This window comes from Rubinisphaera margarita (assembly GCF_022267515.1).
In the GTDB taxonomy this organism is placed as follows: domain Bacteria; phylum Planctomycetota; class Planctomycetia; order Planctomycetales; family Planctomycetaceae; genus Rubinisphaera; species Rubinisphaera margarita.
Window position 1 is genome coordinate 152074 of record NZ_JAKFGB010000015.1, and the last position, 15620, is coordinate 167693.

A 15620-nucleotide genomic window follows, 5' to 3' on the forward strand; every position below is an offset into this window, starting at 1 on the left:
TGCGTTAGAGCAGTTTACTTTTTGGTGTAACCGTTCGGCCCGCGAAAGATGCAGCGTTTCAGGCGATTCAACGCTCATTCGCGGACATACGGTAGAGCGATCCGCTCTAGTCCTTCTTCTCGGTCGGAAAGATCAGCGTATCCCAGCCGGCGAGCGCTTCCGGCTTCGCACGGCGTCGATCTTTATTCTGACCGAATGTGGTGGGCTGATACGGTCCGACGAAGTCGATATTGAGAGTCGGCGTGACTTCTTTTTCCCGACCCAGGGCCCAGAAGCAGGCGTTGACCATCATCCGGCGGAAGTCGTCGTTCTGCAGATCTTCGGAGGCTCCGTACGTCGTGGTGAAAACGCGAGCCGGCTTGCCCTTCGCACTGCGATACGTCCGGGTCCAGGCGCCGGGGCAAGGGTCTTTGTCTTCGGCGATTGGGGAATCCGGTGTCATTCCGTTGAGGGGCTGGGCGTTGGCCAGCACATTGGCGTCGGCCATCGGCTCGGTCCAGTATCCCCCCGACTCCACCCATGGCCGTTCGACCCCGCGCAGGATGGGATGGTTTTTTGCTTCCGGCCGCACGTTCAGCCGCGTGCTCATCACGTGATTCTTGCCGTAATGCCCGGCCCATGTTTCGCCCAGAATCTGACGTCCGAAGCCGTTAAAGAATTCCTTGCCGGGATAGCGATAGTCGAAGCGGGCAAACTGGGAGTCTTCCGGGATTTTGAAGGCATGGGTTGATGTCCGCAGTCCGATGACCGGGCCGCCTCGTTCGAGATAATCGACAATCGGCTGCATCTGCTCGGCCGGGAAGTCCTGGAAGCGAAGGAAAATGACCATCAGATCGGCATCGTTCAGAGCTTCGGTTCCCGGCATGTAGCTGGAGCCGGGGAAGATTTCGCCGGTTTCCTTGTCAATCGAGAACAGCACCGTGCACTTGCATTGATGGTGCTTCGCCATGATGCGGGCCAGAGCCGGCAGCGTTTCTTCCGAACGATACTCATGATCTCCGGCCAGGAAAACGATGTGGGACGACTTCTTTCCGTCCACGGAGCCATCGTAAACGAGGGGCTTTGCTGCGGAAGCGGGGCTGGTCAACGTCAAAGCCAGCAGGCCGGTGAGAATCCAGGAACGCATATCAGACTCCAGTGTTAGTGGCGGTGTATTGGGACGGTCGACGCGTTTTGAACGCGTTCGCTCTTCGACAGGTCGCCTTCGGAGATGGACGTGGGTTCGAGGGCGAAATGAGGAAAAGGATGCTACAGAGTTAACAAATCGAACCCGCTTTATACAATCGTGGCACGGCTTTCTTTGTTCACGGAGAAGGTTCGTTCTCATTCAGCATCTCAGAACTGCATCTCTGCAGACTTCGAGAAAGGACACCCGATTATGTCGCGACTGTCTGCCCTGCTTATCGCGTTGGCCAGTCTGACCCTCATCTCCACCCCGACACCTGCTGCTCCACTGGAGTTGAACAAAGGGGATCGTATCTGTCTGGTGGGCAATGCGCTGGGAGAGCGGATGCAGCACCAGAATTCCTGGGAAAGCCTGCTGCATCAACGCTTCGCCGCGAAACAGCTGGTTGTTCGGAACCTCTGCTTCCCCGGTGATGAGCCGTTTCTGCGAATTCGCTCCCAGAACTTCGGCGAGCCCGATGTGCATCTGGCGCACAGCAAGGCCGACGTCGTGCTGTATTTCTTCGGCTTCAACGAATCGTTTGCCGGGGAAGCCGGTCTCGAATCGTTTCGCGAGGAAATGACTCGACTGGTTCAGGAAACGCAGGAAAAGAACTACAGCGGCGAGGGGAATCCGCGTGTCGTGCTGATCTCTCCGATCGCATTTGAAGACATCGGCGATCCAAATGTGACCTCCGGCGCGGAGCAGAACAGAAATCTCGAAGCCTACACGAAGGTACTGAAAGAGGTCGCCGGGAAAACCGGAGCTGGCTTCGTTGACCTGTATCATCCGACGAAGACGCTCTTCGAGAATTCGAAAGAGCAACTGACGCTCAACGGCTGCCATCTCAATGAGGACGGATATCGGGCCCTGGCACCGATTCTGAACGAAGGCCTCTTCGGTTCGGGCGGGCCCACTCAAGTGGACCCGGCGGTGAAGGCGGAAGTCGATGACAAGAACTTCCACTGGTGGCATCGCTATCGAGCCGTTAATGGCTACTCGATCTACGGAGCCCGCGGCACGGCTGGATCGGATGGCACCTATCGCAACCGCGAAGTGATGGAACGGGAACGCGAGATCCTCGACCAGATGACGGCCAATCGCGATCAACGGATCTGGGCAGTCGCTCAGGGGCAGCAGGTCGCTGACAAAGTCGACGACGGCAATACGCTGCCATTCATCAATCCCAAGACGAATGTGGGCGGCGATGACGATGTGAACGCCAAACGCGGCAAGCTTGGCTCGCTCGACTATCTCACCTCAGCCGAGCAGATGAAGCATTTCAAGCTGCCCAAGGGTTACGAGATTCAGCTGGTCGCATCCGAAGAGCAGTTTCCGGAGCTGGCCAACCCGGTCTCCCTGAACTTTGACAACAAAGGACGTCTGTGGGTTTCGACGATGCAGTCGTATCCGCACTGGAAGCCTAAAACCGAGCTGGCCGACAAGCTGCTCATCTTTGAGGATCACGACAAGGATGGTCGAGCCGACGAATGCAAGGTGTTTGCTGACGGTCTGCATCAGCCGACCGGTTTCGAGATCGGGCGTGGCGGCGTTTATGTCGCGATGCAGCCCGACATCCTGTACCTGAAAGACACCGATGGAGACGACAAGGCCGACGTGCGAATCCGTCAGCTCATCGGTTTCGATTCCGCCGATACCCATCACGGTCTCGCGGCTTTCGAGTGGGGGCCGGGGGGCAATTTGTACTTCCAGGAGGGGACGTTCAAGTACTCTCAGGTCGAAAGCCCGTACGGTCTCACGCGACTCCACGAAGCGGGGATCTGGAAGTATGACCCGCGGACAGAGCGGTTCGGCGTGCACGTCAACTTCGCCTTCTCCAATCCGTGGGGACATGTCTTCGACAAGTGGGGACAGGATTTCATCGCGGATGCTTCGCCGGGCTACAGCTTCTGGGCGGCTCCGCTGTCGGGACGGATCGACTATCCGCTCAAGCACCCGGGAGGAACCCAGCATCGTCGTCTGGCCAAGGAAACCGGAGGCGATCCGAAGTTCCTGTTCCCGACCTTCTACAAAAAGCGGACCCGTCCGTCGGCTGGTTGCGAGATTATCTCCAGCCGGCACTTCCCGGATGACGTGCAGGGCAACTTCCTGGTGACCAACTGCATTGGCGATCGAGCCGTGTTGAATCACAAGGTTCGCGAAGAAGGCTCCGGCTTCGTCGGCGAGGAAGTCGAACCTCTCGTTTCCTGCGAGGATGGCAACTTCCGTCCGGTCGATGTGCAGATGGCTCCGGATGGTTCGATTTACATCGTCGACTGGCACAACGCCCTGATCGGCCACCTGCAGCATAATCTGCGGGATCCGAACCGCGATCACAGTCACGGCCGGATCTGGCGAGTGACATACAAGGATCGCCCGCTGATCGAACCGCCGCAGATCGCGGGCGCCTCGATCGAACAGCTGTTGAAGCTGCTCAAAGAGCCGGAAGACCGGACGCGTTATCGAGCCCGGCGGGAGCTGGCCGAGCGGAAGACGTCGGACGTGCTGCCTCAGCTGAAGCGATGGATGGATCTGCTCAGCGCCAACCATGCCGATTACGAGCATCATCTGCTTGAATCGCTGTGGGTTCACCAGACGCACAACAACGTCAACATGCCGTTGCTGGAACAGCTGCTGCAGGCGAAGGATCATCGCGCCCGAGCGGCGGCTACGCGGGTGCTGTCGTTCTGGATTAACGACGTCAGCAATCCGCTGCAGCTGGTGTCCCGTCAGATTGCCGATTCTCACCCGCGGGTGCGGCTGGAGGCGGTGCGGGCCCTCAGCTTCATGGAAGGGGAAGCCGCCATGGAGCTGGCTCTCGAAGTGCTGGCCAACGATGTCGACGATTATCTGCAGTACACGCTCGACGAGACGATGCGGGCTCTGGAGCAATAATCGTACGGACGGCTCGGGCTCCGCCGGTTCTATCGGTGGTGCCCGAGCGGCGAGCCGTGACGGAATCCGCCCCAAGTGTCGGTCGAAGATCGGCAGAATTATCTGGTAAGACCACTCGGCCTGCTCCGGTTGTAGCGATCCTGAAGTCCTCCATTGGTAACGGTTTAGGTCGCTTCGGAGAGAGCCTTTCGAAGTGGGATGGCAAAACCTGTTCAAACGCCTGTTCTGTAAAGCAAATTACAAACGCGGCGGGCTGAGCCTGCGTATAATCGGGCAGGAGGTTTGCCATGCGGAGGGAGCTTGTTGACATGCAAAAGTTCGTCCTCGGTCTCATTGTGGTCATGTTCCTGCTGATCGGGCTGCGAGCCTGGCGTCTGGGGCAGGACGAACCATTGACCGAAGAAACCCCTGTCAGTTCCGGATCGGTTTCGACCGTCAGTTTCTGAATTTCAGAGTTTGCGATCACACAGTTGCCCTGGGCCAGCTGGCCGGGCAGGTCCCATCTGGACTTGTCGTCTCCCTTCCGGAACGACAAGATGCACGTTCAGACGGATCGAAACTGGAATACGAGGAATGCGAATGCTGGCACAACGAACACGCACCATCTTGCTCTCTGTGGTTGGAGTCATGATCGCGGGGGGCATCGTGCTCGGATGGCGAAACTCGATTCAATCGCAGATTGTCACGCAGCATAAGAAGACGGTTCAGAACTTGTCGAAGGAAGAGGATCGGCCGATGTCCGCAGAGCAGTCCCAGAATACCGCGGTGGCCACGTTTGGTTCAGGCTGCTTCTGGTGCACCGAAGCGGTGTTTCAGGAACTCCAGGGTGTCATCTCCGTGGAATCCGGTTACTCCGGAGGCTCTGAAGCGACAGCCAACTACAAGACCGTCTGCTCCGGCAAAACCGAACACGCCGAAGTCGTGCAGATCACCTACGACCCGATCCGAGTGACCTTTGCCGACCTGCTTGAGGTCTTCTGGAAGACACACGATCCGACCACGCCGAACCAGCAGGGAGCCGACATCGGCCCGCAGTATCGTTCGGTCGTTTTCTATCACGACGACGAACAGAAGCAGATTGCCGAAGAATACAAGAAGCAGCTCGATAACTCCGGCGTTTTCAAGAAGCCGATCGTCACCGAGATCAGCCCCTTCGAGGCCTTCTACGGGGGCGAAGAGTATCACCAGAACTACTTCGCTCAGAATCCGGCTCAGCCGTACTGTCAGGCGGTGATCGCTCCCAAGATCGAGAAGTTCCGCAAGACTTTCAAATCGAAACTCAAAGGAGCCGAGCAGCCGGCTGGCGACAAGGATGCCGGACAGGAGTCCGGGAAGATCGAGAAGTCGGACGCCGAGTGGAAAGAACAGCTGACTCCGGAGCAGTATCACGTTACCCGTCAGAAGGGGACCGAGCGAGCTTTCACGGGAGCCTACTGGGATAACCACGAAGAAGGTGTTTACCGTTGCGTCTGCTGTGGAGCAGCACTGTTCGATTCGAAGACGAAGTTCGAGTCCGGAACAGGCTGGCCCAGCTACTGGCAGCCGTATAACAGCGAGAACATCGCTCTGGAAACCGACAAAAGCTTCTTCATGAGTCGGACCGAAGTGAAGTGCGATCGCTGCGATGCCCACCTCGGCCACGTCTTTAACGATGGGCCTCAGCCGACCGGGTTGCGGTACTGTATCAACTCGGCGGCTCTCGACTTCGAGCCGAGTGAAAGCGACGAGGGCGGCAAAGAGTAAGAGCCTGTCAGGCGGCTTTTTCGGCGACTGGCGGTGCCGGAGTCGTTTTGCCGATTAGTTCTGCGGCTCGAATCTGAATGGCATCCATTTCCTGCTGAATTTTCGCCGTCCATTGCTCGAGTTCCTCGCGGCTGACTTTGCGGGGGATCTCGATGGCCGGTCCGGTGAGTGCCAGCACTTTGGAGAACGGGACCGGGATCGCGAGATCGGTCCAGCCGGTCCCGATCGACCAGGATCTGCTGCAGACAAACGCGGTCGGCACGACCGGTTTCTGTGTCTTCGCGGCCAGGAATGCACAGCCCGTCTTCATTTCGCGGCGTGGTCCGCGTGGTCCGTCCGGCGTCAGCACCAGATGACGGCCTTGCCCTTCCTGCATCAACTCACGAACCGCCGCCGTTCCGCCAGCCGAGGTGGATCCGCGCGCGGTCGTAATGCCGATGTTCTTCAGCGAGTTGGCCAGAAACGTTCCGTCTCGATGTCCGCCGACCAGGGCCATCGTGGCCGGTTGCCGGGCGATAAACAGTGGGGAGAGCAGGGAATCGTGCCAGACGCAGAACGTGAAGGTTCGGCCGGAAACCGGGGCGTACGGGTTCGCCTCTTCGTCCGCGAGACGGACGTCCTTCCGGAGCGTGAAGTACAGCAGCTTGAACAATAGGACCGCTCCCCAGGCCACTACGGGCTCGAGAGCACGACTTCTAATTCGCAAGGGGATCGACCTGCTTTCCGCAGCGGAACAAGGAGGGAATGACGTGATCGGCGAAGCACACCTTCGTTAGAGCATTTTCATGCTTCTCCTGCAGTCGCATGGGGCGCCAGTCCCCTGCCATGCTGAGTTTGCTCCTGCAAACGCCTGCCGTCGAATTTTGAATTTGCTCCAGGACCGACCCCGACACCCAGTCGGATTTCGGAAGAGCCGGGAAGCTAGCATAAACGTCCGCCGGGGGCGAGATCGAACGCGTGTTCACTGAATTCGCTGCATCCAGATACTGCCGATGACCTCCCGTTGCGGAAACAGCTCATCGACCACCCGTTTCACATCGGGCCAGTCCCGAGAGTAGTCGTGACCGCACAGCAGACCGCCCGGCTTCACAGTTCGCTGCCACGCCCGCACATCGGCGCAGACATTGTCGTAATCATGAGCCGCATCGATGAAGACGACATCGAACCAGTGGTCCGCGAACATCTCGGCGACGCTAACGGACGCCCCTCGGATGGCATGCAGTTCGAGTTCGGCCTTCCGCGTGCGGGCCAGCTCGTCGAACACCTGATGAGCCGTGATTCCGGCCCGCAGTTCACTTCCCCAGTTCAAGTCAACCGAAACGAGCGTCGAGGTCGGCGGCAACTGCAATCCGACGGCCAGCAGACTTCGACCGCAGAGAGAACCGATCTCGGCCCAGTGAGCTCCGGCGGGAAGCGAGCGAGAAGTCTCCGCCAGCCACTTGAGTTCGGACTTTGTCATGTACCCGGGAATGGCTTCCGCGCGGGTGAGAGTCTGATACAGATTCATCGGCCGCCTGGTCCGTTCGAGTCGCGAACACGAAGCCACGCTTCACCGATGTGAAGGTGCTTTATCGAACGTCGGACTGGTGCGCGTGCGCAAACCCCAACGCGAACGCGGGCGGAGGGGCCTTTGCTGAAATGACGGAGCGGCCTACCAGTACTTCTCGAAGTGGATATTGCCCGGCTGGCGGGGCTGGTCGAGTTCGAAGTCCTGGCCGAGAAGCAGTTCGACCATGCCGGGATTCGGTGGGAATTCGAGTTCTCCGTCGGATCCCTTCTTGGGGATCCCGATCATGTCGGGGTTGCCGCAGAGAAACACATGCGTGTTCTTCGGGTCGGGCGTCCAGCCAAATTCGCGTTCAAAGACTTCGGGACGGATGATGTCCTGCAGATACTGCTTGCCGACGAAGTTTGGATCGTTCTGATCCATGTTGACCTTCTCGCGCGTCGTGAAGACGTTGTAACGATAATTGGCGAACTTCTCGTTCAACAGAATCTGTTCCCACAGGTAGCCGGCGTCCTGGCGATATCGAACACAGGTCATCGAGGCGATGTTGCCGCGATGTCCACGTCGCAACAGCTCGGCTGACATGGCGTTGTGCGGAGCTTCCCCCGTTCCGGTCGCGGCGAAGATCACGTTGTCTTCCGGGCCGACCGGTTCGAGTGTGTAATGGCCAACCACGTGCCGGTTCATCTGCAGGCGGTCGCCTTCACGCAGGTTGAACAGTCGCGGCGTCAGCGGCGGACGGCGGGGGGATTCGTGATCCGGCTTCGGGACCAGCGTGATGTAAAACTCGACTTCATCGTAATCCCGGCAGCAGACGAGTTCTTTCTTCGCGTCCAGCAACGGACAGGAGATCGAGTAGGCCCGCTTGATCAGCTTGGCCATCACGTCCGGTTCGAGAGACGAGGCGCCATCGAAGCGGGGCTCCCAGGCGCCGAGAGCTAGAGCGGTGTACTGTCCCGGCTCGTAGTCCATCGGACCTTCATCGGACTGGACCCGCATCCGCAGCAGAGTCTCGTGAATGCGGTCCACACTCAACACGGTCGCATTGTAGTGCTGCTGCCGCAGCTCTTCGACATCCAGTGTCTCGGACGAGTTGGCGGCGGAAAACGACGTAGCCATAAAAAGGTCTTTCCGAAGGGGTTCGGAGTCAGTCACAACTCTTTCGGCAATTGTACGCTCAAGATTACCGTTCCGTCCAAAGCCATCAAAGATCGATTATGCGATATTGTCAAATTTTCAACTGAAGGGAGGGTGTTACCGGATCGTAGCGGTCAGGAAGACTGGCGAGAGCCTCCCTTCTCTTTTTGCAGGGAGCACTTAGAATTCACGCAGCACTCGAGAAGCTCCCCCGTTCATTGAAATCCGACAGGAGACGTCGCATCGACACCCCTGCTTCCGCCGCCCCTCACCGTCGCCTGACCGCCGGGAAAGTCTTTCTGCGAGGTCTGGCAATCATCCTGCCGAGCGTGCTGACGCTGGTCATTCTGCTCTGGCTCGTGAGTTTGCTGTATACCTACATCATCAAACCGACGAACACGCTGGTCATGTTCGCCGCCGCCCAGGTGCTCGACTATTCGCACCCGCTCGATGGTCTGGTCAATCTGCCTACCGGTCCGGTCCTTCCTTACAGCGGACGCGATTATCGCGTGAAGCCCGCGGTGCAGGATCTCTATCTCGAGCGGCTCAGACGGATTCGTGCCGAAGAGGGGCGGATCGTCAGTGAAGAAGACCGGCAGGCCGCGTTGAACCTGGACGATGTCTATGTGCCGGTCGGACAGGCGGCTTTTCGTTACGGCGACTATCTCATCGTCGCTCAGGACACGCCGTTGGGCCAGATGCCTCGCTCCCGCACCGGCTTCAATATGGAGCTGATCGCCGCCAAGCATTTCCCGGGGTTGTTCCCGCTCAGCATGATTGCCGTCTGTCTGTTGTTGCTGCTGATCTATCTGCTCGGCCGCATTGTGACCGTTCGCCTCGGCGGGTGGTTTGTGCACAAGTTCGAGTCGCTGTTCATCAGCAGTCTGCCAGTTGTGAGGCACGTGTATGGCTCGGTGAAGCAGGTGACTGATTTTCTCTTTTCAGAGAACCAGATCGAAGTCCGCAAAGTGGTCGCCTTCGAGTATCCGCGAAAAGGGATCTGGTCACTTGGGTTTGTCACCGGGGAAAGCCTGCTCGATGTCTCGACCAAAGCCGGGGAGCCGTGCATTTCGATTCTCGTCCCGACCTCCCCGATGCCGATGACCGGCTACACGATGTCGGTTCCCAAGAGTGAAACGGTTGACCTCGATCTGACCGTCGATCAGGCGTTTCAGTACATCGTTTCGTGCGGCGTGCTCGTGCCGCCCCATCAGCGGTTCACACCGGAACGCTTCAAGATTCGACTCGAAGCCCAGGAGACCGCCATCGCCGCTCCGCCGGTGGATGAGGACTAGTCAGCGAACTTCCACGCCGTTCCAGAAGGCGACGTAATCGCCGATCTCGGCTGCCTGTGGTTTCGGCTCGGGATAGTACCAGGCCGCGTTCGCATTCACGCGACCATCGACTTCGACATCGTAATAACTGGCCGTCCCCTTCCAGCCGCACACGGAATGATGCTCACTCGGACGGAAGTACTCCGGTTTCAGCGAATCGGGCGGAAAGTAGTGATTCCCCTCAACGACCCGCGTCGCGTCACTCTCCGCAATGACCGTCCCGTTCCAGATGGCCTGTGGCATCTTCTGCTCCTTGAATGAGATGTGTCGGTCTACCGTAGTCGATCGTTTCCACTTACGACTATAGGCCGCCCGTCTCGTCTGCCAACCTCTTTCCCAGCTCTCGCCGGCAGACAGGATTTGATACTCATCAGCGCAATTGGATATACTGGGAGGTTCCCCCAATGAAGAGCTTCCGTTCCATGGCGGCGATGGACTGATCTGTTTCCCAGAGCGAGCCGCTCTCCGTCGTTCTGAGTGGACGACGTTCAATTCCGTTCCAGCCGAAGTCCACCGGTGAGAAGCGTATGTCCCTGCGAAGATCCCCATCCCGGCTCGTACTCCCGGCAGCAAGGGCCCTGATCGGTTCGCTGTTGATGCTCGTCTTCTGCACGCGGCCCGTGCTCGCGGAAGAACCGACCGAAGGCGAAAAGCTGTTCGCGCTCACTGTCAAACCGCTGCTGGAAACGAAGTGCGTCGCCTGTCATTCGTCCAATCTCGACGAACAGGAAGGGGGATTCGATCTGACCTCGCGGGAGACACTGATTCGTGGTGGCGAGTCGTTCGGGGAAGAGGTCGTGCATGTCGGCGATGCGGCTGCGAGCGAATTGATGATGCTGATCAGCCGCGAGTACGAAGGCATGGAGATGCCTCCCAAAGAAGCCGAGAAGCTGACCGAAGAAGAAATCTGGGCCGTCCGCGACTGGATCAACGCCGGCGCTCCCTGGCCGGATGAAGCCCGGGTGGCTGAGATCTATTCCGCTCATGCCGAGGGGATCACCGTGCCGACCAGCGGCGGTCTCAGCGATGCGTGGACGAATCGCAAATACAAGCCGGAAGATCTGTGGGCCTTCCAGCCGCTGAAGCAGGAGTTCCCGCCGCTCGCAGGGAAGTCGGGAAACCCGATCGATGTGTATATCGATCAGCAACTCGAAGAGCGGGGCATCACCCCGGCTCCTCAGGCCGATCGTCTCACTCTGATCCGCCGCGTGACGCTCGACCTGACCGGGTTGCCGCCGACGCCGGAGGAGATTGATCAGTTCCTGAACGATGACCGCGACGACGACACCGCCTTCGCGGCTCTCGTCGATCGTCTGCTCGAAAGTCCTCACTATGGCGAACAGTGGGCTCGTCACTGGCTCGATGTCGTCCGCTATGCCGACAGCTCTGGCTACGCCAACGACTACGAACGCCCCAACACGTGGCGGTATCGCGACTATGTGGTGCGCGCGTTCAACGATGACAAACCGTACGATCGCTTCGTGACCGAACAGCTTGCCGGTGATGAACTGATCGTTCAAGCCGAAGAAGCGGGACACTCCTTGAGTGAAACCGAGAAAGCCGAGTTGCGGATCGCCGCTGGGTTCCTGCGGATGGGCCCGTGGGAGCACACCGGAATGAGTGTTGCGAAGATCACACGGCAACTCTTTCTGGATGACATCACTGATACCGTCGGGCAGGTCTTTCTGGGACAGGCGCTGCAGTGCTGCCGGTGTCACGACCATAAGTTCGATCCGATCCCGACCCGCGACTTCTACTCGATGCAGGCGATTTTCGCGACGACACAGTTTTCCGAAGTCGAGACGACCTGGTTGCCGCGTGAGAACCTGAAGGGAATGAAGGAAGACCGGACGTACCATCAGCAGCGGCATCAGATCAACCAGCAACTGCTCAAGAGCATCAATGCGGAACGGCAGCGGCTCGAAACGGAATGGTTCGCTGCCCAGGGGCTGCCGTACAAATCGCGTAATGAAGCTCGCAAAGCGGGAGCCAGTGAAGAGGAGATGCCGCCCACGACATTGTTCGGGCCACAGCTGTACGGCCAGGAACGGATCGGGCGGAAATGGCAGAACCGGTTCACGTGGGAGTTCGATCGCTACAAGCCGGTCGCTTTCACGGTCTACAACGGAAAGACCCGCAAGCCTTCCGCAAACTACAATCGCATCGACATGCCGGCCGATCCGTTGAAGCAGGGTGAGCTGGAACAGACGGCGATTCTCGCCGGCGGCGATCCCTTCTCGCCGACCATCCCGGTGAAACCGGATGTCCTCAGTGCGGTTCCGATGAAGACCGACATCTCCGTTCCCGCTGAGTATGCGGGCCGCCGCAGTGCGCTGGCTGACTGGATCACTTCGCCCGACAATCCGTTGTCCACTCGAGTGGTCGTGAACCGCATCTGGTCGTATCACTTTGGGCGAGGCATCGCGGGCAATCCGAACAACTTCGGAGCAACCGGGAAGAAGCCGACGCATCCCGAACTGCTCGACTGGCTGGCCGTCGAGTTCGTCCGCAATGGCTGGTCGATCAAAGATCTGCATCGCCTCATTCTCAACTCTCGCGTCTGGAAACGGGACAGCGTTCATCCTGAAGCGGCGTCGCTCGCCGAGCTTGATCCGACGAGTTCGTCGTACGCCGTCTTTCTGCCCCGCCGGCTCGAAGCGGAAGAGATTCGCGATGTCATGCTGGCCGCCAGTGGCGAGCTCAATCGGGAATTGGGCGGGATTCCGATTCGTCCCGACATGAACCTCGAAGCCGCTCTGCAGCCCCGCATGATCATGGGGACATTTGCCCCGAGCTGGGTGCCGAATCCGCTGCCTGAACAACGTAACCGCCGTTCGATCTACGTTCATAACCTGCGCGGGCATCGGCTGCCGTTCATGGAGATCTTCAACCAGCCCGGTTCCGAAACGAGCTGCGAACTTCGAGATCAGTCGAACATCACGCCGCAGGTGTTTGCGCTGATGAACGGACAGGAAGCTTATGATCGGGCGGTCGCTCTCGCGGTGCGAGTCAGCAACGAAACCGATTCGCCGGAAGCGGCCATCAAACGGGTGTACCGGCTGACATTCGGACGCTTCCCTGCCGATCAGGAGATCGAGCTCGCCCTGAACCACTGGGAGCAGATGAAGTCGGTGCATCGTACGACCACGGTGCCTGCGGTGGAGTTCCCGACGAAAGTCGTGCGGGAAGCCGTCGATGAGAACACCGGCGAGCCCTTCACGTTCACCGAAGAACTGGTCGCCTACAAGGACTACGTGCCTGATACGCAACTGGCGGATGTCGACGTCGAAACCCGAGGCCTGGCCGATGTCTGCCTGGTCCTGCTGAATGCCAATGAATTCATCTACGTCTACTGACGTGGAGTACCCATTATGAATCCGAACTCACCACAAAACGGCCCGATGTTCGCCCGTCGCGATTTCCTTTACTCGCTGACGGCGAGTCTCGGCCCCGTTGCGTTCTCTTCGATGCTCGCTCAAGCCGCGTCGGAGCAGGGTTCCACCGCGAGTCGCGGCCCGCACTTTCCGGAAGCGAAGGCGAAGCACTGCATCTTCCTGTACATGGAAGGGGGCCCGTCGCACGTCGATACGTTCGACCCGAAGCCGAAGTTGAGCGAACTGCATATGCAGGAGTTTCAGCGGAACGGCGAACGCCAGTCGGCGATGAGCAGCGGGAAGCGGTACTACGTCGAGAGTCCGTTCAAGTTCGCGAAGCACGGCGAGAGTGGAGCCGATATGTGCGATCGCTGGGAGCATCTTCCCCAAGTCGCCGATGAACTCTGCTTCTATCGCGGCTGTCAGGTCGAATCGGTGAATCACCCGACGGCGAACTATCACGTCAACACCGGCAACCGCTTCGGTGGCGATCCGTCGATCGGAGCCTGGGTAACGTACGGGCTCGGTTCCGAGAATTCCGATCTGCCCGGCTTCATCGTGCTGCCCGAACTTGCCTTCCCGCAAGGGGGAGCCGCCAACTGGTCGAACGGCTATCTGCCAACGGCGCTGCAGGGGACTCCACTCCGGTCGAAGGGCTCGCCGATTCTCGATATCGCCCCGCCAGCCGGTATCTCTCGCGAGCATCAGCGAAAGAATCTCGATTACCTGCAGGAGGTCAACGCGCGTCTGGCCGCCCGCCATCCGGAGCACGCCGATCTGGCGGCTCGCATGCAGAACTACGAACTCGCGTTCCGCATGCAGACGCAGGTGCCGGAGGTGCTGAGTCTCGACAATGAAACGCAGCAGACGCTCGACAATTACGGCATCGACCAGCAGCCGACCGATAACTTCGGTCGCCGTTGCCTTCTGGCCCGGAAGCTGGTCGAGAAGGGCGTCCGCTTCGTGCAGGTTTACGCGAGTACCTGGGACTCTCACGATTACATCGCCAAGGCTCACGGGGCGCTCATTCCGACGGTCGATAAGCCGATCGCCGCGTTGATTGCCGACCTGAAAGAGCGGGACCTGCTCGATGAAACGCTGATCGTCTGGATGGGCGAATTCGGCCGCACACCCGACAACGGAGTCCGCGGCGGTGGACTGGCTTACGGTCGCGATCATAACCCGAATGCGATGACGGTCTGGATGGCAGGCGGCGGCTGCAAAGCCGGACATACCATCGGAGCGACCGACGAACTCGGCGCGACGGCTGTCGAGAATGTGCACCACATCCGCGACTTCCATGTCACACTGCTGCGACTGCTCGGGCTGGATGACAACAAGCTGACCTACTACCACGCCGGCCGGTTCAAGCAGCTGAGTCAGTTTGGCGGACAGGTCATCTCCGAACTCATCGGCTGAGCCGCCGGCGTCCAGGTTCGCAGATTGATCCACCGGATCTCAGGCGGCTGGGGCATGTGATCCAGAAGTCGCGGAAACTCCGGATCAACCAGGCCAGCCGCGGCCAGTTCGTCCCAGTCGAGCGAAGCAGGGCGATCAGCCGACTTCAACAGGCAAAGTTCGCCGATCCCCAGCTCACCACAGATCCAGAGAGCGATCGAATCACTCGTCGTCTCCCAGCGTGGCTTGAGCGGTTGTGACGCGTGCTTTTCCAGTTGATTCACCCATCCCGACGGATCGATGATCGGCACCTTTGTGGAAGAGGGGCGAGAGAATTCTTCTGGAGTCGTGCAGACCTCGGATTCTGGCAATGTTCTCGCCAGTAACGAGGCGGTCAACTGCAGCGACTGCATGGCGATCGCGTGGGAGATTTCTTCGCCGAGCTGATGAATCCGGTCCCAGTCGCGGACCACATCGGCAGCCGTGCCTCCGCCGACGAGCAATAGCGGATGGCTGACGGTCGCGAGAACGTCCTGCAGTCGGTCGGACAACTCGGGCCAGTTGAGGAGACTGCCTCCGACCTTCAGCAGTGTCTGCTGTGACCAGGCTGGATTCTGCATTCTGTGCCTCTGTGGTGAAACTAATAGCCACTCCAGTGGACCGGCTACCTGGGCTGTTCCTTCGGGACACCCACCAGGATCTGGTCGTCGACGATCTTGATCGGGTATGTCTGGCAGCGGAGGGGGGACTTCGGGGAGTCGGCCCAGGCGCCGTCGTTGAGGCGGAACTTCCAGGCGTGCCACGGGCACATCACGAGGCCGTCTTCGACGTAGCCGCCGGAGAGGGAGGCTCCCTGATGCGGGCAGAAATCGCTGATGGCGAAGTGTTCGTTATTCGATTTGAACAGGCCGATCACGTGCCCTTCAATGCGGACCGACGTGCCCTGTCCGTCCTTCAGCTCGTCGAGCTTCGCGGCTGGATGGAACTCGTAATCGGTGTGTGCGTCGGTATTCTGCGGATCGTTCATAGGCCGAATTATGACGATCGCCGGGCAGGGCTGCAATCAC

Annotated in this window: 13 protein-coding genes; 6 read left to right on the top strand and 7 right to left on the bottom strand. The window is 59.3% G+C overall.

The window, feature by feature from the left end; all coding sequences use genetic code 11:
- Positions 1–106: 106 nt before the first annotated feature.
- Complete coding sequence (locus tag L1A08_RS16910; RefSeq protein WP_238757675.1) at positions 107–1126, bottom strand: ThuA domain-containing protein; 1020 nt, start codon at positions 1124–1126, stop codon at positions 107–109.
- 252 nt (positions 1127–1378) lie between these two features.
- On the opposite strand from L1A08_RS16910, the gene L1A08_RS16915 reads away from it, so the two are divergent.
- From L1A08_RS16915 to msrB, 3 genes are all read left to right on the top strand, one after another.
- Positions 1379–4060, top strand: a complete 2682-nt coding sequence (locus tag L1A08_RS16915; RefSeq protein ID WP_238757676.1) for a PVC-type heme-binding CxxCH protein — start codon at positions 1379–1381, stop codon at positions 4058–4060.
- Positions 4061–4368: 308 nt separating this feature from the next.
- Complete coding sequence (locus L1A08_RS16920; RefSeq protein ID WP_238757678.1) at positions 4369–4506, top strand: hypothetical protein; 138 nt, start codon at positions 4369–4371, stop codon at positions 4504–4506.
- Positions 4507–4639: 133 nt separating this feature from the next.
- Positions 4640–5803, top strand: coding sequence for a peptide-methionine (R)-S-oxide reductase MsrB (gene msrB, locus L1A08_RS16925; protein ID WP_238757679.1), 1164 nt, complete (start codon positions 4640–4642; stop codon positions 5801–5803).
- Between the two features lie 7 nt (positions 5804–5810).
- Here the strand turns inward: msrB and L1A08_RS16930 are convergent, their stop codons facing one another.
- The 3 genes from L1A08_RS16930 to L1A08_RS16940 form a co-directional block, all read right to left on the bottom strand.
- Entirely contained in the window at positions 5811–6455 is a 645-nt protein-coding gene (locus L1A08_RS16930; RefSeq protein ID WP_238757681.1) for a lysophospholipid acyltransferase family protein, read from the bottom strand.
- A gap of 309 nt (positions 6456–6764) precedes the next feature.
- On the bottom strand, positions 6765–7310 hold the full coding sequence (locus L1A08_RS16935; RefSeq protein WP_238757682.1) for a class I SAM-dependent methyltransferase: 546 nt from the start codon (positions 7308–7310) through the stop codon (positions 6765–6767).
- Positions 7311–7454: 144 nt separating this feature from the next.
- Positions 7455–8429, bottom strand: a complete 975-nt coding sequence (locus tag L1A08_RS16940; protein WP_238757684.1) for a ferredoxin--NADP reductase — start codon at positions 8427–8429, stop codon at positions 7455–7457.
- Positions 8430–8665: 236 nt separating this feature from the next.
- On the opposite strand from L1A08_RS16940, the gene L1A08_RS16945 reads away from it, so the two are divergent.
- The gene (locus tag L1A08_RS16945; RefSeq protein WP_238757686.1) at positions 8666–9742 is read left to right on the top strand and encodes a DUF502 domain-containing protein; all 1077 of its coding nucleotides are present in this window, start codon (positions 8666–8668) and stop codon (positions 9740–9742) included.
- On the opposite strand, the gene L1A08_RS16950 is transcribed toward L1A08_RS16945, so the two are convergent.
- The gene (locus L1A08_RS16950; protein ID WP_238757687.1) at positions 9743–10024 is read right to left on the bottom strand and encodes a DUF427 domain-containing protein; all 282 of its coding nucleotides are present in this window, start codon (positions 10022–10024) and stop codon (positions 9743–9745) included.
- A gap of 284 nt (positions 10025–10308) precedes the next feature.
- Here L1A08_RS16950 and L1A08_RS16955 point away from each other — a divergent pair, with 284 nt between their 5' ends.
- Both L1A08_RS16955 and L1A08_RS16960 read left to right on the top strand, forming a co-directional pair.
- Positions 10309–13137: a PSD1 and planctomycete cytochrome C domain-containing protein gene (locus tag L1A08_RS16955; protein ID WP_238757689.1), complete on the top strand. Its 2829-nt coding sequence runs from the start codon at positions 10309–10311 to the stop codon at positions 13135–13137.
- Between the two features lie 15 nt (positions 13138–13152).
- Positions 13153–14574 (top strand): DUF1501 domain-containing protein, encoded by a 1422-nt coding sequence (locus L1A08_RS16960; RefSeq protein WP_238757691.1) that lies wholly within the window; start codon positions 13153–13155, stop codon positions 14572–14574.
- Here L1A08_RS16960 and L1A08_RS16965 read toward each other — a convergent pair.
- Together L1A08_RS16965 and L1A08_RS16970 are read right to left on the bottom strand one after the other, a co-directional pair.
- Positions 14535–15173, bottom strand: coding sequence for a hypothetical protein (locus tag L1A08_RS16965; RefSeq protein WP_238757692.1), 639 nt, complete (start codon positions 15171–15173; stop codon positions 14535–14537). The genes L1A08_RS16960 and L1A08_RS16965 overlap by 40 nt on opposite strands.
- A gap of 44 nt (positions 15174–15217) precedes the next feature.
- Positions 15218–15580, bottom strand: a complete 363-nt coding sequence (locus L1A08_RS16970; protein ID WP_238757694.1) for a Rieske (2Fe-2S) protein — start codon at positions 15578–15580, stop codon at positions 15218–15220.
- Between the last annotated feature and the right edge of the window lie 40 nt (positions 15581–15620).